The sequence below is a fragment of the Escherichia sp. 93.0816 genome, from assembly GCF_013368855.2.
Taxonomy (GTDB): domain Bacteria; phylum Pseudomonadota; class Gammaproteobacteria; order Enterobacterales; family Enterobacteriaceae; genus Escherichia; species Escherichia ruysiae.
This window is the reverse complement of the sequence record NZ_JABWNC020000008.1, coordinates 1-21,566: the sequence shown is the minus strand read 5'-3', so window position 1 is coordinate 21,566 and position 21,566 is coordinate 1. Positions and strand designations below refer to the sequence as shown.

Annotated in this window: 21 protein-coding genes; 11 read left to right on the top strand and 10 right to left on the bottom strand. The window is 50.6% G+C overall.

The features are described 5' to 3' along the window. Window positions 1-5: 5 nt before the first annotated feature. Window positions 6-1,439, bottom strand: coding sequence for an anion permease (locus HEM79_RS10930; protein WP_001036486.1), 1,434 nt, complete (start codon window positions 1,437-1,439; stop codon window positions 6-8). A 75-nt stretch (window positions 1,440-1,514) separates the two neighbouring features. Beyond that, window positions 1,515-2,567: a 4-oxalomesaconate tautomerase gene (locus HEM79_RS10925; protein ID WP_000723669.1), complete on the bottom strand. Its 1,053-nt coding sequence runs from the start codon at window positions 2,565-2,567 to the stop codon at window positions 1,515-1,517. A gap of 184 nt (window positions 2,568-2,751) precedes the next feature. On the opposite strand from HEM79_RS10925, the gene HEM79_RS10920 reads away from it, so the two are divergent. After that, a complete protein-coding gene (locus tag HEM79_RS10920; RefSeq protein WP_000679976.1) occupies window positions 2,752-3,705 on the top strand; it encodes a LysR family transcriptional regulator in 954 nt (317 codons plus the stop codon). 40 nt (window positions 3,706-3,745) lie between these two features. Here the strand turns inward: HEM79_RS10920 and pgl are convergent, their stop codons facing one another. Further along, window positions 3,746-4,741 (bottom strand): 6-phosphogluconolactonase, encoded by a 996-nt coding sequence (pgl, locus tag HEM79_RS10915; protein ID WP_000815423.1) that lies wholly within the window; start codon window positions 4,739-4,741, stop codon window positions 3,746-3,748. A gap of 154 nt (window positions 4,742-4,895) precedes the next feature. Between pgl and ybhA the strand changes: the two genes are divergently transcribed. Further along, window positions 4,896-5,714: a bifunctional pyridoxal phosphate/fructose-1,6-bisphosphate phosphatase gene (gene ybhA / locus HEM79_RS10910; RefSeq protein WP_010354383.1), complete on the top strand. Its 819-nt coding sequence runs from the start codon at window positions 4,896-4,898 to the stop codon at window positions 5,712-5,714. On the opposite strand, the gene modC is transcribed toward ybhA, so the two are convergent. From modC to acrZ, 4 genes are all read right to left on the bottom strand, one after another. Next, entirely contained in the window at window positions 5,715-6,773 is a 1,059-nt protein-coding gene (modC, locus tag HEM79_RS10905) for a molybdenum ABC transporter ATP-binding protein ModC (protein WP_176242750.1), read from the bottom strand. A gap of 2 nt (window positions 6,774-6,775) precedes the next feature. Further along, on the bottom strand, window positions 6,776-7,465 hold the full coding sequence (gene modB, locus HEM79_RS10900) for a molybdate ABC transporter permease subunit (RefSeq protein ID WP_000604034.1): 690 nt from the start codon (window positions 7,463-7,465) through the stop codon (window positions 6,776-6,778). Then, window positions 7,465-8,238, bottom strand: coding sequence for a molybdate ABC transporter substrate-binding protein (modA, locus tag HEM79_RS10895; protein ID WP_000113011.1), 774 nt, complete (start codon window positions 8,236-8,238; stop codon window positions 7,465-7,467). Before modA ends, modB begins: the two co-directional genes overlap by 1 nt. Window positions 8,239-8,404: 166 nt before the next feature. After that, window positions 8,405-8,554, bottom strand: coding sequence for a multidrug efflux pump accessory protein AcrZ (gene acrZ / locus HEM79_RS10890; RefSeq protein WP_000891515.1), 150 nt, complete (start codon window positions 8,552-8,554; stop codon window positions 8,405-8,407). A 128-nt stretch (window positions 8,555-8,682) separates the two neighbouring features. Between acrZ and modE the strand changes: the two genes are divergently transcribed. The 7 genes from modE (at window position 8,683) to gpmA (ending at window position 16,485) form a co-directional block, all read left to right on the top strand. Beyond that, window positions 8,683-9,471: a molybdenum-dependent transcriptional regulator gene (modE, locus tag HEM79_RS10885; protein WP_176242748.1), complete on the top strand. Its 789-nt coding sequence runs from the start codon at window positions 8,683-8,685 to the stop codon at window positions 9,469-9,471. Between the two features lie 67 nt (window positions 9,472-9,538). Next, window positions 9,539-11,011, top strand: coding sequence for a molybdate ABC transporter ATP-binding protein ModF (modF, locus tag HEM79_RS10880; RefSeq protein WP_176242747.1), 1,473 nt, complete (start codon window positions 9,539-9,541; stop codon window positions 11,009-11,011). Between the two features lie 261 nt (window positions 11,012-11,272). Continuing rightward, on the top strand, window positions 11,273-12,289 hold the full coding sequence (gene galE / locus HEM79_RS10875) for a UDP-glucose 4-epimerase GalE (protein WP_176242746.1): 1,017 nt from the start codon (window positions 11,273-11,275) through the stop codon (window positions 12,287-12,289). A gap of 9 nt (window positions 12,290-12,298) precedes the next feature. Continuing rightward, window positions 12,299-13,345, top strand: a complete 1,047-nt coding sequence (galT, locus tag HEM79_RS10870; protein WP_176242745.1) for a galactose-1-phosphate uridylyltransferase — start codon at window positions 12,299-12,301, stop codon at window positions 13,343-13,345. Window positions 13,346-13,348: 3 nt separating this feature from the next. Next, window positions 13,349-14,497 (top strand): galactokinase, encoded by a 1,149-nt coding sequence (galK, locus tag HEM79_RS10865; protein WP_176242744.1) that lies wholly within the window; start codon window positions 13,349-13,351, stop codon window positions 14,495-14,497. Further along, the gene (galM, locus tag HEM79_RS10860) at window positions 14,491-15,531 is read left to right on the top strand and encodes a galactose-1-epimerase (protein WP_134873691.1); all 1,041 of its coding nucleotides are present in this window, start codon (window positions 14,491-14,493) and stop codon (window positions 15,529-15,531) included. The genes galK and galM overlap by 7 nt, the downstream gene beginning before the upstream one ends. A gap of 201 nt (window positions 15,532-15,732) precedes the next feature. Then, window positions 15,733-16,485: a 2,3-diphosphoglycerate-dependent phosphoglycerate mutase gene (gene gpmA, locus HEM79_RS10855; protein WP_001295305.1), complete on the top strand. Its 753-nt coding sequence runs from the start codon at window positions 15,733-15,735 to the stop codon at window positions 16,483-16,485. A 148-nt stretch (window positions 16,486-16,633) separates the two neighbouring features. Here the strand turns inward: gpmA and aroG are convergent, their stop codons facing one another. Beyond that, a complete protein-coding gene (gene aroG / locus HEM79_RS10850) occupies window positions 16,634-17,686 on the bottom strand; it encodes a 3-deoxy-7-phosphoheptulonate synthase AroG (RefSeq protein ID WP_001109203.1) in 1,053 nt (350 codons plus the stop codon). Window positions 17,687-18,001: 315 nt separating this feature from the next. On the opposite strand from aroG, the gene HEM79_RS10845 reads away from it, so the two are divergent. Further along, window positions 18,002-18,382: a YbgS-like family protein gene (locus tag HEM79_RS10845; protein WP_000784348.1), complete on the top strand. Its 381-nt coding sequence runs from the start codon at window positions 18,002-18,004 to the stop codon at window positions 18,380-18,382. Window positions 18,383-18,494: 112 nt separating this feature from the next. Next, window positions 18,495-19,436 (top strand): CDF family zinc transporter ZitB, encoded by a 942-nt coding sequence (gene zitB / locus HEM79_RS10840; protein WP_021550468.1) that lies wholly within the window; start codon window positions 18,495-18,497, stop codon window positions 19,434-19,436. Here the strand turns inward: zitB and pnuC are convergent. Both pnuC and nadA read right to left on the bottom strand, forming a co-directional pair. Next, window positions 19,433-20,152 (bottom strand): nicotinamide riboside transporter PnuC, encoded by a 720-nt coding sequence (gene pnuC, locus HEM79_RS10835; RefSeq protein ID WP_176242743.1) that lies wholly within the window; start codon window positions 20,150-20,152, stop codon window positions 19,433-19,435. The two genes, zitB and pnuC, sit on opposite strands and share 4 nt — an antisense overlap. Window positions 20,153-20,189: 37 nt before the next feature. After that, window positions 20,190-21,233, bottom strand: coding sequence for a quinolinate synthase NadA (gene nadA / locus HEM79_RS10830; protein ID WP_176242742.1), 1,044 nt, complete (start codon window positions 21,231-21,233; stop codon window positions 20,190-20,192). Window positions 21,234-21,566 lie beyond the last annotated feature (333 nt).

Genomic DNA, 21,566 nt, shown 5'->3' with positions numbered 1-21,566 from the left:
AGTATTTACAGCATGTTCCAGCCGATCAGCATATTCCACCACCACACGCCAAGGGTGATATGCACCAGGAAGGTTAATATCGTCAGAACCGCACCAACCAGCCACCAGGACTTAATGTCGTTATAGCCAACACCGAAGATAACTGGACCAGCCGCGCCGCCATAGTGAGTGACCATGCCGCCGTAAGAGTTGGAGAACAGCAGCGCCAGCGCAGTTAACATTAACGGTGCGCCGGAGACGTTCGCCAGCATGGCAAATACCGGCAACATAGCAACGATATAGGCGCTACCAGAAGCGAAGAAATAACGCACGATGATGCTAAGGAAAATAATGACAAAGAAGGCAACGTTGCCATGACCATCAAATGCCAGGTTATTTTTAAAGACTTCAGCTAACCATTCGAAGAATTTAACTTTTGATAATAAGGAGCTTAAACCGATAATACCGCCGTACCAGATTAAGGTATTCCAGCCGCCTTTATTTTTAACCACATCTTCCCAGGTAACGATACCCAGCAGCAGCATGGTTGCCATAACAACGATTGCCACAGTGGATTCATCAACCCCCAGAGACTTACTGAAAATCCAGCCCAGCAGCGCCAGCACAAAAACACCGAGCAGCATTTTTTCGCGGATTTTCATCGGCCCCAGTTCAGCAAGACCCGCTTTGGCGATGGTTTTGTTATCGACCTTTTTAATTTCTGGCGGATACATGGTGTAAATCACCAGCGGAGTGACCAGCAGCATAATGATGCCCGGCAAACCAGCGGCCAGCGCCCATCCACCCCAGCTAATTTGCAGGTGCAGAATGTCGTTGATCATTTTCAGCGCCAGAATGTTCCCCGCCATTGCGGTAAAGAACATGTAGCTGGTGGTTTTGGTGACCATGTAAATGGACATCATCAGGTAATGTCCAACACGACGCGGGCTTTTTTCCGGTTCGGACCCAAGAGCCACCGCCACGCTGTTGATGATCGGTAACACAATGCCGCCCGCACGCGCGGTGTTAGACGGTGTTGCCGGAGCCAGTACCAGATCGAGGAATACGGTAACGTAACCCAGTCCCAGGGTTGTGCTACCAATTTTACCAATCAGCAGATAGGCGATACGTTTACCTAAGCCGGTGGTAACAAACGCGGCGCTTAAGGTGAACGCCGAGAACACCAACCAGGTTGTACCGGAAGAGTAACCGCTTAATACGGCGGTGGTTTTAAATGCACCGTCGGATAAGTTACCGACCACCACCATTGAAGCGGCAACCGCAATTAACAGTACGACAGGTTCCGGGAATGGCTTGATAACCAGCCCCACAATGGCCGCCAGGTAGATACCAAACAGTACCCACGCCAGTTCGCTTAATCCTGCCGGAGCTGGCATAAAGCCAATAATACATGGGATCGCTAATATCAGAATTAGCTTCCATAACGATTTCTTATTCATTTAAAATCCTGTTCTTTCTGTATGACTCATACAGAAGTCCTTTATTGATTGTCCTTATCACGACAAAGAATTTTTTCAGGGAAGATAAACTTCACCGGAAAATATTTTTCTGGTCGTCCGAATAACAGATGCGCGTAACGTCGTGGCATCCTGACCTTCATTGCTTAAATGAACGTCAAGCGCACCACTGGGGTGTTCAATATTGATATTGCCGTATCCGACAGAAGGGACGATTTGTCGGGTGACGGTGCCTTCCAGCGCACAGCTACTGGAAATGGCAATAGCACCAGTTATCGCCAGCGCGCGATGGCAAGAATGCGGCATAAAATAACGCACATTGATCGCCCCGCCTTTCTGTGCTGGAGAAATAAGTACAGGTTTAGGGATAACCATATTACTGACATCGCCCAAGCCCATTGCTTTACCCGCTTGTAGACGGATAGACTCAATGCGGGCTAATAATGCTTTGTCGGCATCCAGTTCCGCCGGTAATTCATAGCCTGTTTTTCCCAGATATTCAGCCGGAATAATGACGACTGGCATCGCCATATCGATACAAGTCACCGGGACATCGTCAAAATAATCAATCTGATTATCCGTCGGGAAAACTTTTCCGGTTTTTGTTCCGGCAGCATTCAGGAAAGTGAGCGCGACCGGCGCGGCTGTCCCTGGTACACCATCAATTCTGGCGCTACCCTCATACTCGACGACACCGTTTGGCGTTTGCACATCGGCTTCGATGAACGTGCCTGTATTGACGTTGCGAATACGCACGCGGGTGACCGGTGATGTCGCTGCAATCAAACCATTTTCAATGGCGAATGCCCCAACGCCAGATAACATATTGCCGCAGTTAGGTGTGGTATCGACACGTTGCTCATGGACGATTACCTGCGCAAACAAATAATCGACATCAGCACGAGAATCGCTGGAACGGCTAATAATGGCGACTTTACTGGTCAGCGGATTACCACCGCCGATACCGTCAATTTCCAGATCATTACCGGAACCCATAATTGCCATCAATATTTTATCGCGCTGCGTTTGATCTTCAGGTAAATGTTCCGCTAACAGGAACGCGCCCCTCGAGGTTCCACCTCGCATCATCACGCAGGGTATTTTTTTCATAATAATGCCCTCAATTTAAAAACATAACTTATTGCGATATGGTTACATTAAGGGCAAAGCATCTCTAATGACTTTAGCTTTACGATTAATAACATTTTTTCATTAATTTAAGTGATTAAAAGGCAGTTAAACTGGTTTAACTGCAAATCACTAAAAAGCACCGCTTCCATTTTCCGGAGTAATAATGAAGCATGAGTTATCAAGTATGAAAGCATTTGTCACACTGGCAGAGTCCAGTTCATTTAACAATGCTGCTAAATTACTTAATATTACGCAACCTGCATTAACGCGCAGAATAAAAAAGATGGAAGAGGATTTACATATTCAACTCTTTGAGCGTACAACTCGCAAGGTTACTTTAACAAAAGCGGGGAGAATGTTGCTTCCTGAGGCGCGGGAATTAATAAAGAAATTCGATGAAACGCTTTTTAATATTCGCGATATGAATATTTATCATCGTGGTATGGTGACATTAGCGTGTATTCCTACCGCCGTGTTTTATTTCTTGCCGTTGGCAATTGGCAAATTTAATGAGCTATATCCCAATATTAAAGTGCGAATTCTGGAACAAGGCACGAATAATTGCATGGAATCGGTGCTGTGCAACGAATCGGACTTTGGCATAAACATGAACAACATCACAAATTCATCCATTGATTTTACGCCACTGGTCAACGAGCCGTTTGTGCTGGCCTGTCGGCGTGACCACCCATTAGCCAAAAAGCAGCTGGTGGAATGGCAGGAACTGGTAGGTTACAAAATGATTGGTGTACGCTCCTCCAGCGGCAACCGACTGCTGATTGAGCAAAAATTGTCCGACAAACCCTGGAAGCTGGACTGGTTTTACGAAGTGCGTCATCTTTCGACGTCATTAGGACTGGTGGAAGCAGGACTGGGAATTTCGGCGCTTCCAGGCCTGGCAATGCCTCATGCGCCCTATTCTTCGATTATTGGTATCCCGCTGGTGGAACCCGTTATACGTCGGACATTGGGGATTATTCGTCGCAAAGATGCCGTGCTTTCTCCGGCAGCAGAACGCTTTTTTGCCTTGCTGATTAATTTGTGGACTGATGATAAAGACAATTTATGGACCAATATCGTCGAACGCCAGAGACATGCGTTACAGGAGATGGGGTAATACTCCGGCGCAGGAAATACTGCGCCGGGTAACTCAACGGTTAGTGTGCGTTCACCACCACCCACATCGGCCCCTGCCCGACCGCATAGCGACCTTTTTCATGCAGTAGCCCCTGTTCGCCGACAATTTCGTAAACTGAGATGTGGTGAGATTTTTGCCCGGCAGCAATCAGATACTTACCACTGTGATCAACGTTAAAGCCGCGCGGCTGGGTTTCCGTTGGCTGGAAACCTTCTTTGCTCAACACGCTGCCATCTTCCGAAACGCTGAAAACGGTAATCAGACTGGCGGTACGGTCACAGGCGTATAAATGACGACCATCCGGAGTAATATGAATATCAGCCGCCCAACGGGTGTCGGAGAAGTTTTCCGGCATCATATCCAGCGTCTGGACACATTCGATATTGCCGTGCGGATCTTTCAGTTCCCAGACATCCACTGAACTGTTTAACTCATTGACGCAATACGCATATTGTTCGTTTGGATGGAACACCATATGACGCGGCCCAGCGCCTTCAACGGTCGTCACTTCCGCCGGGTCCTGCGCCACCAGATGACCATCATCGCTGAGCGTAAACAGGCAGATGCGATCCTGCTTTAATGCCGGAACCCACAGCGTGCGGTTATCCGGTGAGATATTGGCGGAATGGCAGCCGTCCAGCCCCTCGACCACATCGACGACGCCCACTGGCAGGCCATCTTCCAGTCGCGTTACGCTCACGTTACCCGCATTGTAAGAACCTACAAAGACAAACTGTCCCTGGTGATCGGTAGAAATATGCGTCGGGCTACCCGGCAGCGCCGACTCTGCGGCGAATGTCAGTGCACCGTCGTCCGGGGCGATACGATACGCCAGGACGCGAAACTCAGGGCGAACGCCAACGTAGAGATAACGTTTGTCCGGGCTGACCACCATCGGCTGCACCTGCCCCGGCACATCAACAACCTGCGTCAGCGTCAGTGCGCCTTCATGATTCAGGTTCCAGACGTGAATTTGCTGGCTCTCAGGGCTGGCGATATAAACTGTTTGCTTCATGAATGCTCCTTTGCATTTAGCAACTGACTGTAACAGCTAAAATTAGTCGCTTTTGGCGGTGAATGCTGAATTAAAACGCAGAATTTTGTCCGATAGTGGTATCGGTGTACCATTCGCGCAGACGAAAATTCTTAACCTTAATCTGGAAAACGCCATGACCACACGCGTGATTGCTCTCGACTTAGACGGCACCCTGTTGACCCCGAAAAAGACCCTGCTTCCCTCATCTATAGAAGCACTGGCTCGCGCTCGCGAAGCAGGCTATCAATTAATCATCGTCACAGGTCGCCATCACGTCGCTATTCATCCTTTTTATCAGGCGCTGGCGCTGGATACACCTGCTATTTGCTGTAATGGCACCTATTTGTATGATTATCATGCAAAAACCGTGCTTGAAGCCGATCCAATGCCTGTTAATAAAGCCCTGCAACTCATTGAGATGCTGAATGAACACCACATTCACGGCCTGATGTATGTCGATGATGCAATGGTGTATGAACACCCGACCGGGCATGTCATTCGTACTTCTAACTGGGCGCAAACCCTGCCGCCAGAACAGCGTCCGACCTTTACCCAGGTTGCCTCGCTGGCCGAAACGGCACAAGAAGTTAAGGCGGTGTGGAAATTTGCTCTGACGCACGATGACCTGCCGCGATTGCAGCATTTTGGTAAGCATGTTGAACATGAATTAGGACTGGAGTGCGAATGGTCCTGGCACGATCAGGTTGATATTGCACGCGGCGGCAACAGCAAAGGTAGACGCCTGACGAAATGGATTGAGGCACAAGGCTGGTCGATGGAAGATGTGATTGCGTTTGGCGATAACTTTAATGATATCAGTATGCTGGAAGCCGCCGGAACGGGCGTAGCGATGGGCAACGCCGATGACGCAGTAAAAGCGCGCGCCAACATTGTGATTGGGGATAACACCACCGACAGCATTGCCCAGTTTATTTATAGTCACCTGATTTAATCAGGCGGTTATCGACACACTTTTAATTTGCGCGTACAGCCACAGGCCAGGTCTGATTGCCAGTTCATCCCTGGCCCACGGGCTAATACGCGCCCACAGCGTTTTACCACCGACTTCCAGTTCGACTTCCACCTGACCGTTGTCGTCATAGCTATTAACAACTTTTGCGCGCAACACGTTACGAATGCTGGTTTGCTGCGGAGGCTGTAAAACCAGCGAGACATCGGAAGCCTGAATGCGAATACGTAGCGCAGCTTGCAACGGTTCGTCCAGCTTATTGACCCACAAATGCTGATCGCCCAGCGCCAGCGCAGTCATTGCGTAATGCGGATGATGCTCCAGTATCGACACTTTCAGAATGCTGCTTTGTTGCTCTTTCGGCAGCCACGGATTCATCACGCTGCTGCCCCATACCTCTTCCAGCGCGCCAAAGGCTTTCACCTGACCGTTTTCCAGCACCATCACTCTGTCTGCCAGATGGAGGATCTCATCCAGCGAATGGCTGACATACAACATAGGAACGTTAATTTCCCGCGTCAGACGTTGCAGATAAGGCAACAGTTCGCGTTTACGCGGAATATCCAGTGACGCCAGCGGTTCATCCAGCAACAGCAATTCCGGCGCCGTCAGCAATGCCCGACCAATCGCCACACGCTGTTTTTCGCCACCGGACAGACTGCCCGGTAAACGATCAAGTAACGGTTCAATGCCTAAAAGCGCCACCAGCTTGTCGAACTGATCGACCATGCTTTTCGCCATGCCGTAGCGCAGATTGCTACGCACTTTGTAATGCGGAAACAGCCGCGCATCCTGAAACACATAGCCAACGCGACGCTTTTCTGGCGTCAGACAGATACCTTTTTCGGCGTCATTTAGTACCCGACCATTGAGGACAATCCGCCCTTTTTGCGGACGTGTCAGTCCACTGATGGCGTTAATCAGCGAGGTTTTTCCGGCACCGGAGACGCCAAAGATAGCAGTGATGCCGTTGGCGGGCAGCGTTTCATTAATGGTCAGGCAATGGTTGCCCAACGTCTGGGAAAAATTCAGTTCCAGCATGATTAGCGCCCCGCCCGCTCACGGCTGATTCTTGCCAGCCATTCTGAAATCAGCAAGGAAATCATCGCCAGCGCAATAGAGATGATGCAAAGTCTCGCCGCACCGCTTTCCCCGCCAGGAGTCTGGATCAAGGTATACATGGCTGAAGGAATGGTTCGCGTTTCACCAGGAATGTTCGACACAAAGGTGATGGTTGCACCAAATTCACCGAGCGAACGAGCGAAAGCCAGCACCGTACCGACAATAATTCCCGGCAAGGTCAGCGGTAACGTGATGGTAAAGAAAACGCGCCAGCGCCCAGCCCCGAGTGTTCTTGCGGCCTGTTCCAGTTTGACATCAACGCCTTCCAGCGCCAGACGAATTGCCCGCACCATCAGCGGAAAAGACATGACGGCGGCAGCGAGAACCGCACCGCGCCAGCTAAAGGCGAAGGTAATGCCAAACCAGTCATACAGGCGTTCGCCGATAAATCCACGCCGTCCCATAGAAACTAACAGCAAGTAGCCGACGACCACTGGCGGTAACACCAGCGGTAGATGCAGTACGCTGTCGAGCAGAGCTTTGCCCGGAAACGTGCAACGCACCAGTAACCAGGCAAAAAAGATCCCAAACGGCAGGCTAAACAGCACAGCCAGGGAAGAAACTTTCAGGCTTAGTAAAACCGCCTGCCATTCTGGATCGGTCAGTATCATTACTTAGTTGTAAATCCGTAACGTTTAAAGATTTCCGCAGCCTGCGGTCCCTTCAGATAATCGTAAAATGCTTTCACTGTCGCATTGTTATGCCCTTCCACGACTGCAACCGGATATTCCACTTTTTTATGCGAATCTTCCGGGAAAGTGGCTACTACTTTAACCCCTTTGCTGGCAACCGCGTCAGAACCGTAAACAATGCCCAGCGGTGCTTCATTGCGTTCAACCAGCGCCAGCGCCCCACGAACATCTTCCGCCGGAGCCAGTTTTGGGGAGAGCGTATCCCATGCGCCCAGTTTTTGCAGTGCTTCTTTCGCATAAATACCAGCGGGGACATGTTCCGGATCGCCAACCGCCAGGCGACCGCCATTCAGCAGCGAAGTCCAGTTGGTTTTGCTGTCGATGGTGAAATCTTTCTGTGCACTGGTTTTCGGTGCTACAACGACCAGGCTATTGCCGAGCAATGTCTGTCGCGTGGCAGTGTCGATCGCTTTTTTATCAACCGCATAATCCATCCATTTCTGATCGGCAGAAATAAACAGATCCGCAGGCGCGCCCGCTTCAATCTGACGGGCCAGGGTAGAAGACGAGGCAAAAGAAGAAACTACGTCCACGCCTTTCTCTTTTTTATACTGCGTAGCGATGTCCTGCATTGCGTTGGTCAGTGATGCTGCCGCAAAAACTGTAATCTTCCCTTCGTCTGCCAGCGCATTGCCTGCAAGAGTTAAAGAGAGCGCCGCTCCGGCAAACAAGTTCAACCATTTACGAGCCATTGGTAACCCCTTCATGTAACGTTATGTAGGAAACAATATAACGACTGATTCAGAATTTTCCCAGCAGTTATTGTTAACCTTTGAGAGGTAGCTAGAAAAAATATCGGCAGAAAAAGCAGGAAGTTGAGAAAAAAGAAAATGCCCGACTAAGCGGGCATTCAGGGAATCAATGATTTTGTCCGGGCTGGTCTTTTTTACCAACACCAGAAAAGATGTTGAATACTTCACCAAGACCGTAAATCAGACCCAGGATGATGGCCATCACGACAGGTACCATGATTACGGCGAATACCAGACTTTTTAATAACTCTAACATGGTCAACTCCAGATATAGTCCTGTCACTATTCTAACCGCTAAGCACAGAAAAGCACTCCCCTTTTGTGCGGTCAGCTTTGCGTGGCGTTCGTTTTCCGTCACAATAAGACTTTTGCCAGGACATTGTTATGCAGGCCGAAATCCTTCTCACCCTTAAGCTTCAACAAAAGCTATTTGCCGACCCACGCCGCATTTCGCTACTAAAACACATTGCCCTTTCCGGTTCTATCAGCCAGGGGGCGAAAGATGCCGGTATCAGCTATAAAAGCGCCTGGGATGCCATTAACGAGATGAATCAGTTAAGCGAACATACGCTGGTTGAACGTGCTACAGGAGGAAAAGGTGGCGGTGGCGCGGTACTGACCCGCTATGGTCAGCGGCTGATTCAGCTCTATGACCTCCTGGCGCAGATCCAGCAAAAAGCCTTTGATGTATTAAGTGACGACGACGCCCTGCCGCTGAACAGCCTGCTGGCCGCGATCTCACGTTTTTCACTGCAAACCAGCGCCCGTAACCAGTGGTTCGGCACCATCACCGCCCGCGATCACGATGACGTTCAACAGCATGTTGATGTCCTACTGGCTGATGGTAAAACACGATTAAAAGTCGCGATTACCGCGCAAAGCGGCGCGCGCCTGGGTCTGGATGAAGGCAAAGAAGTATTGATACTGCTGAAAGCGCCGTGGGTAGGTATTACTCAGGACGAGGCGGTCGCACAAAACGCCGACAACCAATTGCCGGGCATTATTAGTCATATTGAGCGCGGCGCGGAGCAGTGCGAAGTATTAATGGCGCTACCCGACGGGCAAACCCTGTGCGCCACGGTGCCGGTAAATGAAGCGGTTTCTTTTGAGCAAGGGCAGAATGTCATGGCCTACTTTAATGCCGACAGCGTGATTATCGCCACGCTGTGCTAAGCGTGTTGACAATTTGTTATGAAACAAGTATCCCTGTCAGTAATCGCTGCAAAAAATGGGATATAAAATGTCATTGTTGCAAATTTTGCAAGGCACGTTTCGTCTTAGCGACACAAAAACGCTGCAATTGTCTCAGCTAACGTTAAACGCGGGTGATAGTTGGGCGTTTGTCGGTTCAAATGGTAGCGGGAAGTCGGCGCTGGCTCGCGCGCTGGCGGGGGAACTTCCGCTTTTGAAGGGTGAACGGCAAAGCCAGTTTTCCCACATCACTCGTCTCTCCTTCGAGCAATTGCAAAAGCTCGTCAGCGACGAATGGCAGCGGAATAACACCGATATGCTCGGCCCTGGCGAAGATGACACCGGACGCACCACGGCTGAGATCATTCAGGATGAAGTTAAGGATGCACCGCGTTGTGCGCAACTGGCGCAGCAGTTCGGCATTACCGCCCTCCTCGAACGACGCTTTAAATATCTTTCTACTGGCGAGACGCGAAAAACCCTGTTGTGTCAGGCGCTGATGTCAGAGCCTGACTTATTGATTCTTGATGAGCCGTTCGATGGCCTGGATGTTGCCTCACGTCAGCAGCTGGCAGAACTGCTCGCCTCGTTACATCAGTCCGGTATTACTCTGGTACTGGTACTCAATCGCTTTGATGAGATCCCGGAATTTGTCCAGTTTGCCGGAGTGCTGGCGGATTGCACATTAGCGGAAACTGGCGCTAAAGAGGAACTGCTCCAGCAAGCACTCGTTGCGCAACTGGCGCATAGCGAACAGCTTGAAGGTGTGCAACTGCCGGAGCCGGATGAACCTTCAGCACGTCACGCCTTACCCGCCAACGAACCGCGCATTGTGCTGAACAATGGTGTGGTTTCTTATAACGATCGCCCCATTCTTAACAACCTTAGCTGGCAGGTGAATCCTGGCGAGCACTGGCAAATTGTCGGGCCAAATGGCGCGGGAAAATCGACGTTATTAAACCTGATCACGGGCGATCATCCGCAAGGTTACAGCAACGATTTAACGCTGTTTGGTCGGCGTCGCGGCAGCGGTGAAACCATCTGGGATATCAAAAAACATATCGGTTACGTCAGCAGTAGTTTGCATCTCGATTACCGGGTCAGCACTACCGTGCGTAATGTGATTCTTTCTGGCTATTTTGATTCGATTGGCATTTATCAGGCCGTTTCGGATCGCCAGCAAAAACTGGTGCAGCAGTGGCTGGATATTCTCGGCATTGATAAACGCACGGCTGACGCTCCTTTCCATAGTCTTTCCTGGGGACAGCAGCGTCTGGCGCTGATCGTCCGCGCGCTGGTGAAGCATCCGACCTTGCTTATTCTTGATGAACCATTGCAAGGGCTTGATCCGCTGAATCGCCAGCTTATCCGTAGATTTGTTGATGTGCTGATTAGCGAAGGTGAAACGCAGTTGTTGTTTGTTTCACACCACGCCGAAGATGCGCCAGCCTGTATTACACATCGTCTGGAGTTCGTGCCGGACGGTGGACTCTATCGCTATGTGCTGACAAAAATAAATTGAGTCGGTAGTGCCGACCGTGCCGGATGTGGCGTAAACGTGTTATCCGGCTCACGGTCAGACACATCCAGGCATGAAACCGCGTCTTTTTTTCAGATAAAAAGCGCAATCATTCATAAACCCTCTGTTTTATAATCACTTAATCGCGCATAAAAAACGGCTAAATTCTTGTGTAAACGATTCCACTAATTTATTCCATGTCACACTTTTCGCATCTTTGTTATGCTATGGTTATTTCATACCATAAGCCTAATGGAGCGAATTATGAGAGTTCTGGTTACCGGTGGTAGCGGTTACATTGGAAGTCATACCTGCGTGCAATTACTGCAAAACGGTCATGATGTCATCATTCTTGATAACCTCTGTAACAGTAAGCGCAGCGTACTGCCTGTTATCGAGCGTTTAGGCGGCAAACATCCAACGTTTGTTGAAGGCGATATCCGTAACGAAGCGTTGATGACCGAGATCCTGCACGATCACGCTATCGACACCGTGATCCACTTCGCCGGGCTGAAAGCCGTTGGCGAATCGGTACAAAAACCGCTGGAATATTACGACAACAATGTCAACGGTACTCTGCGCCTGATTAGCGCCATGCGCGCCGCTAACGTCAAAAACTTTATTTTTAGCTCCTCCGCCACCGTCTATGGCGATCAGCCCAAAATTCCATACGTTGAAAGCTTCCCGACCGGCACACCGCAAAGCCCTTATGGCAAAAGCAAACTGATGGTGGAACAGCTCCTCACCGACCTGCAAAAAGCCCAGCCGGACTGGAGCATTGCCCTGCTGCGCTACTTCAACCCGGTTGGCGCGCATCCGTCGGGCGATATGGGCGAAGATCCGCAAGGCATTCCGAATAACCTGATGCCATACATCGCCCAGGTTGCTGTAGGCCGTCGCGACTCGCTGGCGATTTTTGGTAACGATTATCCGACCGAAGACGGTACTGGCGTACGCGATTACATCCACGTAATGGATCTGGCGGACGGTCACGTCGTGGCGATGGAAAAACTGGCGAACAAACCAGGCGTACACATCTACAACCTCGGCGCTGGCGTAGGCAGCAGCGTGCTGGACGTGGTTAATGCCTTCAGCAAAGCCTGCGGCAAACCGGTTAATTATCATTTTGCACCGCGTCGCGAGGGCGACCTTCCGGCCTACTGGGCGGACGCCAGCAAAGCCGACCGTGAACTGAACTGGCGCGTAACGCGCACACTCGATGAAATGGCGCAGGACACCTGGCACTGGCAGTCACGCCATCCACAGGGATATCCCGATTAAGGAACGACCATGACGCAATTTAATCCCGTTGATCATCCACATCGCCGCTACAACCCGCTCACCGGGCAATGGATTCTGGTTTCACCGCACCGCGCTAAGCGCCCCTGGCAGGGGGCGCAGGAAACGCCAGCCAAACAGGTGTTACCTGCGCACGATCCAGATTGCTTCCTTTGCGCAGGTAATGTGCGGGTGACAGGCGACAAAAACCCCGATTACACCGGGACTTACGTTTTTACCAATGACTTTGCGGCCTTGATGTCTGACACGCCAGATGCGCCAGAAAGCAACGATCCGCTGATGCGTTGCCAGAGCGCGCGCGGCACCAGCCGAGTGATCTGCTTTTCGCCGGATCACAGTAAAACGTTGCCAGAACTGAGCGTTGCGGCATTGACGGAAATCGTCAAAACCTGGCAGGAGCAAACTGCAGAACTGGGGAAAACGTACCCATGGGTGCAGGTCTTTGAAAACAAAGGTGCGGCGATGGGCTGCTCTAACCCGCATCCGCACGGACAGATTTGGGCAAATAGCTTCCTGCCTAACGAAGCTGAGCGCGAAGACCGCCTGCAAAAAGAATATTTTGCCGAGCAGAAATCGCCAATGCTGGTGGATTATGTTCAGCGCGAGCTGGCAGACGGTAGCCGTACCGTTGTCGAAACCGAACACTGGTTAGCCGTTGTGCCTTACTGGGCTGCCTGGCCGTTCGAAACGCTACTGCTGCCCAAAGCCCACGTATTACGGATCACCGATTTGACCGACGCCCAGCGCAACGATCTGGCGTTGGCGTTGAAAAAGCTGACCAGTCGTTATGACAACCTCTTCCAGTGCTCCTTCCCCTACTCTATGGGCTGGCACGGTGCGCCATTTAATAGCGAAGAGAATCAACACTGGCAGCTGCACGCGCACTTTTATCCGCCTCTGTTGCGCTCTGCCAGCGTACGTAAATTTATGGTCGGTTATGAAATGTTGGCAGAGACCCAGCGTGACCTGACGGCAGAACAGGCAGCAGAGCGTTTGCGCGCAGTCAGCGATATCCATTTTCGCGAATCCGGAGTGTAAGAAATGAGTCTGAAAGAAAAAACACAATCTCTGTTTGCCAACGCATTTGGCTACCCTGCCACTCATACCATTCAGGCGCCTGGGCGCGTGAATCTTATTGGCGAACACACCGACTACAACGACGGTTTCGTTCTGCCCTGCGCGATTGATTATCAAACCGTGATTAGCTGTGCGCCACGCGATGACCGTAAAATTCGCGTGATGGCAGCCGATTATGAAAATCAGACTGACGAGTTTTCCCTTGATGCGCCCATTGTCGCGCATGAAAACTATCAATGGGCTAACTACGTTCGTGGCGTGGTGAAACATCTGCAACTGCGTAACAATAGCTTCGGCGGTGTGGACATGGTGATTAGCGGCAATGTGCCGCAGGGTGCCGGGTTAAGTTCTTCCGCCTCACTGGAAGTGGCGGTCGGAACCGTATTGCAGCAGCTTTATCATCTGCCGCTGGACGGCGCACAAATCGCGCTTAACGGTCAGGAAGCAGAAAACCAGTTTGTTGGCTGTAACTGCGGGATCATGGATCAGCTGATTTCCGCGCTGGGCAAGAAAGATCATGCCTTGCTGATCGATTGCCGCTCACTGGGCACCAAAGCAGTCTCCATGCCGAAAGGCGTTGCTGTGGTCATCATCAACAGTAACTTCAAACGTACCCTGGTTGGCAGCGAATACAACACCCGTCGTGAACAGTGCGAAACCGGTGCGCGTTTCTTCCAGCAGCCAGCCCTGCGCGATGTCACTATTGAAGAATTCAACGCCGTAGCGCATGAACTGGATCCGATCGTGGCGAAACGCGTACGTCATATCCTGACTGAAAACGCCCGTACCGTTGAAGCTGCCAGCGCGCTGGAGCAAGGTGACCTGAAACGTATGGGCGAGCTGATGGCGGAGTCTCATGCCTCTATGCGCGATGATTTCGAAATCACCGTACCGCAAATTGACACTCTGGTAGAGATCGTCAAAGCTGTGATTGGCGACAAAGGTGGCGTACGCATGACCGGTGGCGGATTTGGCGGCTGTATCGTCGCGCTGATCCCGGAAGAGCTGGTGCCTGCCGTACAGCAAGCTGTCGCTGAACAATATGAAGCAAAAACAGGCATTAAAGAGACTTTTTACGTGTGTAAACCATCACAAGGAGCAGGACAGTGCTGAACGAAACTCCCGCACTGGCACCCGATGGTCAGCCGTACCGACTGTTAACTTTGCGTAACAACGCAGGGATGGTAGTCACGCTGATGGACTGGGGTGCGACTTTACTTTCAGCCCGTATTCCGCTTTCCGATGGCAGCGTCCGCGAGGCGCTGCTTGGCTGCGCCAGCCCTGAATGCTACCAGGATCAGGCTGCGTTTCTGGGGGCCTCTATTGGTCGTTATGCCAACCGTATCGCCAATAGCCGTTATACCTTTGACGGTGAAACCGTAACGCTTTCGCCAAGTCAGGGCGTTAACCAGTTGCATGGCGGCCCGGAAGGGTTCGACAAACGTCGCTGGCAGATTGTGAACCAGAACGATCGTCAGGTACTGTTTGCCCTGACTTCAGATGATGGCGATCAGGGCTTCCCGGGTAATCTCGGCGCGACGGTGCAATATCGTCTGACCGACGATAACCGTATCTCCATTACTTATCGCGCCACAGTTGATAAACCTTGCCCGGTGAATATGACTAATCACGTCTATTTCAATCTTGACGGCGAGCAGTCTGACGTGCGCAATCACAAGTTGCAGATTCTGGCGGACGAATATCTGCCAGTTGATGAAGGCGGCATTCCGCACGACGGCCTGAAATCTGTCGCCGGGACGTCTTTTGATTTCCGCAGCGCCAAAATCATCGCCAGTGAGTTTCTTGCCGACGACGATCAGCGCAAAGTGAAAGGTTACGATCACGCGTTCTTGTTGCAGGCCAAAGGTGATGGCAAGAAAGTGGCAGCGCATGTCTGGTCAGCAGATGAAAAATTGCAGCTGAAGGTCTACACCACCGCTCCGGCTCTGCAATTTTACTCCGGCAACTTCCTCGGCGGCACGCCGTCGCGGGGAACCGAACCTTACGCCGACTGGCAAGGACTGGCGCTGGAAAGCGAATTTCTGCCAGACAGTCCGAACCACCCTGAATGGCCGCAGCCGGACTGCTTCCTGCGTCCAGGCGAAGAGTATTCCAGCCTGACGGAATATCAGTTTATTGCTGAATAATTTTAAGCCCTCGTCATGAGGGCTTTATCTCATATTGTTCAAATCACCAGCAAACACCGACATATTTGCAACTCAATATTCACAACAACCTTACACTGCGCCACTATTTTCGCTATGGTTATGCGTAAGCATTGCTGTTGCTTCGTCACGGCAATATAATGAGAATTATTATCATTAAAAGATGATTTGAGGAGTAAGTATATGGCTGTAACTAAGCTGGTTCTGGTTCGTCATGGCGAAAGTCAGTGGAACAAAGAAAACCGTTTCACCGGTTGGTACGACGTGGATCTGTCTGAGAAAGGCGTAAGCGAAGCAAAAGCAGCAGGTAAGTTGCTGAAAGAGGAAGGTTACAGCTTTGACTTTGCTTACACCTCTGTGCTGAAACGCGCTATCCATACCCTGTGGAATGTGCTGGACGAACTGGATCAGGCATGGCTGCCCGTTGAGAAATCCTGGAAACTGAACGAACGTCACTACGGTGCGTTGCAGGGTCTGAACAAAGCAGAAACCGCTGAAAAGTATGGCGACGAGCAGGTGAAACAGTGGCGTCGTGGTTTTGCGGTGACTCCGCCGGAGCTGACTAAAGATGATGAGCGTTATCCGGGTCACGATCCGCGTTACGCGAAGCTGAGCGAGAAAGAACTGCCGCTGACTGAAAGTCTGGCGCTGACCATTGATCGCGTGATTCCTTACTGGAATGAAACCATTCTGCCGCGTATGAAGAGCGGTGAGCGCGTGATCATCGCCGCTCATGGTAACTCCCTGCGTGCGCTGGTGAAATATCTCGACAACATGAGCGAAGAAGAGATTCTTGAGCTGAATATCCCGACTGGCGTGCCGCTGGTGTATGAGTTTGACGAGAACTTCAAACCGCTGAAACGCTATTATCTGGGTAATGCTGACGAGATCGCAGCGAAAGCAGCGGCGGTGGCTAACCAGGGTAAAGCGAAGTAAACGTCATTCGTTTAAAAATGAGAAAGCCGACTGCAAGTGAGTCGGCTTTTTTTGTTTGTCGTTGCTAACAATGGAGCACATTGCCCGATGCGACGCTGCGCGTCTTATCAGGCCGACAAACGTACAGTCATGGTAATTCGACTATAAATTACCCGCGACGTGCTTTCACTGCGTTCGCCAGTTGACGTAACAGAGCGTCGGTATCTTCCCAGCCAATGCAGGCATCGGTGATGCTCTTGCCATAGGCCAGCGGCTCACCGCTTTCCAGGCTCTGGTTCCCTTCCGCCAGGTGGCTTTCAACCATCACGCCAATAATAGCTTTTTCGCCACCGGCAATTTGCTGGCAAACGTCAGCGCAAACTTCCATCTGCTTTTTGAACTGTTTGGACGAATTTGCATGGCTGAAATCGATCATCACCTGCGCCGGTAAACCCGCCTTGTTCAGCCCTTCTTTCACTTCAGCAACGTGTTTCGCACTGTAGTTAGGCTCTTTACCGCCGCGCAGAATGATATGGCAATCACCGTTACCGCTGGTATTCACAATTGCTGAATGCCCCCATTTCGTTACGGACAGGAAGCAGTGCGGCGCACCGGCGGCATTAATGGCATCGATAGCCACTTTAATCGTACCATCTGTGCCATTTTTAAAACCTACCGGACAAGAAAGACCTGATGCCAGCTCGCGGTGCACCTGCGATTCGGTGGTACGTGCGCCAATTGCGCCCCAGCTCATCAGGTCAGCGAGATATTGTGGGGTGATCATATCGAGAAACTCACCCGCCGCTGGCAGACCGCTGTCGTTAATATCAAGCAGCAATTTACGGGCTATACGCAGACCGTCGTTGATCTGGAAGCTGTTATCCATATGCGGATCGTTGATCAGCCCTTTCCAGCCCACCGTGGTGCGCGGCTTTTCAAAATAGACGCGCATAACGATTTCCAGCTCGTCTTTCAGCTCTTCACGCAGCGCCAACAAGCGAGTGGCATACTCTTTCGCAGCTACCGGATCATGAATTGAGCAAGGGCCAATCACCACTAACAGGCGATCATCATTACCTTTCAGGATCTTATGGATCGCTTTTCGGGCATGGGCAACCGTATTCGCGGCATTTTCGGTAGCGGGGAATTTTTCCAGCAGTGCGACAGGTGGAAGTAACTCTTTGATTTCTTTGATACGTAAATCGTCGTTCTGATAATTCATGTCTGTTCCAGTGTTGCCATACTTATCTTGGTGAATGCAATCCCTCCAATCTATATCTTCCGTCAGAATGTGTAAACGGGGTTTTACACTATGAACGGATTAATCCTGGAATTAGCAAGAAAAACGCCAGATTGTCGCGAATAACGAGATCTGACCTACAATTTCTAACTGTAACTTCTCTGTTTATTAATTTTTTCAAGATTCTCTGCTGGATTTATTCTTCTGGCTGAAATCTTAAACCATTACCTGATATTCACCTGCAAATGCACTGTTGGAAGAGGTTATCCGACATAACGACCATAACAGGAGCATCCTATGAAAATGACAAAACTGGCCACACTTTTTCTGACTGCCACTCTAAGCCTTGCCAGCGGTGCCGCACTGGCCGCCGATAGCGGAGCGCAAACCAATAATGGCCAGGCAAACGCCGCAGCTGATGCGGGTCAGGTTGCCCCTGACGCCCGTGAAAATGTCGCGCCAAATAACGTCGACAATAACGGGGTAAATACCGGTTCTGGCGGCACAATGTTGCATCCGGATGGTTCTTCAATGAACAATGACGGCATGACCAAAGATGAAGAGCACAAAAATACGATGTGCAAAGATGGTCGCTGCCCGGACATTAATAAAAAAGTACAAACCGGTGATGGCATCAACAATGATGTCGATACCAAAACCGACGGTACTACGCAGTAATCTGCCAAAAAGCCAATACCGGGAGAGCAGAGTCTCTCCCTTTTAATTTTTCCCCTCTAAAAGCGGTATGATGTCATAAAGTTAAGTGAGATTAATTAAGGGATGACTCGTCATGGCGCACTCACACTCACACACATCTTCACACCTGCCAGAAGATAATAATGCTCGTCGCTTGTTGTATGCTTTCTGCGTAACCGCCGGGTTTATGCTGGTTGAGGTTATTGGCGGTTTTCTCTCAGGTTCTCTGGCGTTGCTGGCCGACGCAGGACATATGTTGACCGATACTGCTGCCCTGCTTTTCGCCCTGCTTGCCGTACAATTTTCTCGTCGTCCGCCCACCATTCGCCACACTTTCGGCTGGCTCAGGTTGACCACACTCGCGGCGTTTGTGAATGCCATTGCCCTGGTGGTGATTACCATTTTGATTGTCTGGGAGGCGATAGAACGCTTCCGCACGCCGCGTCCGGTCGAGGGCGGCATGATGATGGTAATTGCCGTGGCTGGGTTGCTGGCAAATATACTTTCTTTCTGGTTACTTCATCACGGTAGTGAAGAGAAAAACCTTAACGTGCGCGCAGCGGCACTGCATGTACTGGGAGATCTGCTGGGTTCGGTTGGTGCTATCGTTGCCGCGTTGATTATTATCTGGACCGGCTGGACGCCTGCTGACCCCATTCTCTCGATACTGGTGTCGCTTCTGGTTCTGCGCAGCGCGTGGCGATTATTGAAAGATAGCGTGAATGAATTACTTGAAGGGGCGCCGGTGTCGCTGGATATCGCTGAACTGAAGCGTCGTATGTGCCGGGAAATCCCGGAAGTCCGCAATGTGCACCATGTACACGTGTGGATGGTGGGTGAAAAGCCAGTAATGACGCTGCATGTGCAGGTGATCCCGCCACACGATCATGACGCGTTGTTGGACACGATCCAACATTATCTGATGGATCACTATCAGATTGAGCACGCCACCATTCAGATGGAATATCAACCTTGTCATGGGCCAGACTGCCACCTTAATGAAGGAGTGTCTGGCCATTCACATCATCACCATTAATGAGATAGCGCGCGTGAACCTCTTTCGCGTGCGCTGTTGATCCACATCCGGCTGCCGTTGAGGGCAATAAAGGTCAGGATGATGTACTCCAGAGACATGGCGTAAACGCCCTGAAGTGCAAAAATAACGACGCTAATCACGTTAATAATCACCCACAACAGCCAGTTTTCCACATACTTACGCGTCATCAGAATCATTGCCACGATGGATAGTACCATCATGCAGGAATCCCAGAACGGGAAGGCGTCCGGTTGTAGTTCCGGCATCGCAACCTGTAAACCTAACGCCTGCATAATTGTGACTGCAACACGTGTCAGGAAAGCAAATACCGGATTGATAAATACCGTCATCAGGCCGATAGCAGCAACGCAAACCGCCAGCCAGGTTAACGCTTTAGGTAATGGCAGCCAGCGAATTTTTAACTCAGCTTCATGCTGACTGGTTTGTCGTGACCAGGCATACCAACCGTAAATGTTGGCGGCAAAGAAAAACACCTGTAGCAACAAGCTAGCATACAGTTGAATCTGAAAGAAAATAATGCCAAACAGGGTGACGTTGATCAGGCCAAAAAAGTAGTTGCTGATCTTCTCCATACTGGCAAGGCCAATACACAGTAACCCTGCGATCGTCCCTACCGCTTCGATCCATGAAAGATCGTAACCACCAGCGCCGATCGGTATATGAACCAGAATGTTCTGTGTGCTAAAAAAATCCATCTTTCCCCCAATGCGTAACATGACGCCTTATTGTCAGTTATCCTCGAAGTGTAGCCGCAAAATCCAGCATACGATTAAGCGGCACCAGCGCCCTCTCTCGCAGCCTTTCATCAACATGTACCTCGTGTTTGCTTTCTCCCTGTTCTAATGCCTCTGCGATGGCCTGAAGGCCATTCATAGCCATCCACGGGCAATGCGCACAGCTACGGCAGGTTGCTCCCTCGCCAGCGGTTGGTGCTTCCAGTAACTCTTTGTCTGGCACCGCTTGCTGCATTTTGTAGAAGATACCCCGGTCAGTTGCCACAATAAGGCGCTGATGCGGCAATGTTTTCGCAGCATTGATCAACTGACTTGTGGAACCGACCGCATCCGCCATATCGACAATGGCTTGTGGTGATTCCGGATGCACCAGTATGGCTGCATCAGGGTATTGTTTTTGTAAGCGGGTTAACGCCTGAGTCTTAAACTCATCATGCACAATGCAGGCGCCTTGCCAGCATAAAATATCTGCGCCCGTCTGTTTTTGTACGTAACGACCCAGATGTTTGTCTGGTGCCCAGATAAGTTTTTCACCCAGACTATCCAGATGATCAATGAGTTCAACAGCAATACTTGAAGTTACCACCCAGTCTGCTCGCGCTTTTACCGCAGCAGAAGTGTTAGCGTAGACCACAACAGTACGATCGGGATGGGCATCACAAAATGCGTTAAATTCTTCAATTGGGCAGCCTAGATCCAGTGAACATTCAGCCTGAAGTGTCGGCATCAAAATTGTCTTTTCCGGGCTGAGAATTTTGGCGGTTTCTCCCATAAATCTCACCCCGGCTACGAGTAGCGTTGAAGCGGGATGTTTGGCACCAAAGCGCGCCATTTCTAAAGAATCAGAAATACAGCCGCCAGTTTCTTCCGCCAGCTGTTGAATTTCGGGATCGGTATAGTAGTGGGCGACCATCACCGCATTACGTTCTTTTAGCAGACGTTTTATTTTCTCGCGATAATACGCTTTTTCATCAATGCTTAACGGTGTCGGCTTCGGGGGGAAAGGATAAATCGCCGCTTCAGGATCAAACATCACGCTCATCTTGCCATCTCGTTTTACAGGCTTAACATTTAGACCGACATAAAGCGTAATATTCGCCACTATCGGTTTCATTTGTTTTATATGCTAAACAAGATAGCCGAATGGTGGAGAAAAGTCACTCGAATTACGTATGAGATGCCGGATGCGATGCTATGTAGCTTACTCCACCGACGTAGAGTTGTTTGCACAGCAAGCACGAAGTATGTCATCAGGTTTAAGAATTGAAATTGAGGGATGCTTGAATAGCAAAAAGGCACCTTTAGGGTGCCTTTTTACATTGGTGGGTCGTGCAGGATTCGAACCTGCGACCAATTGATTAAAAGTCAACTGCTC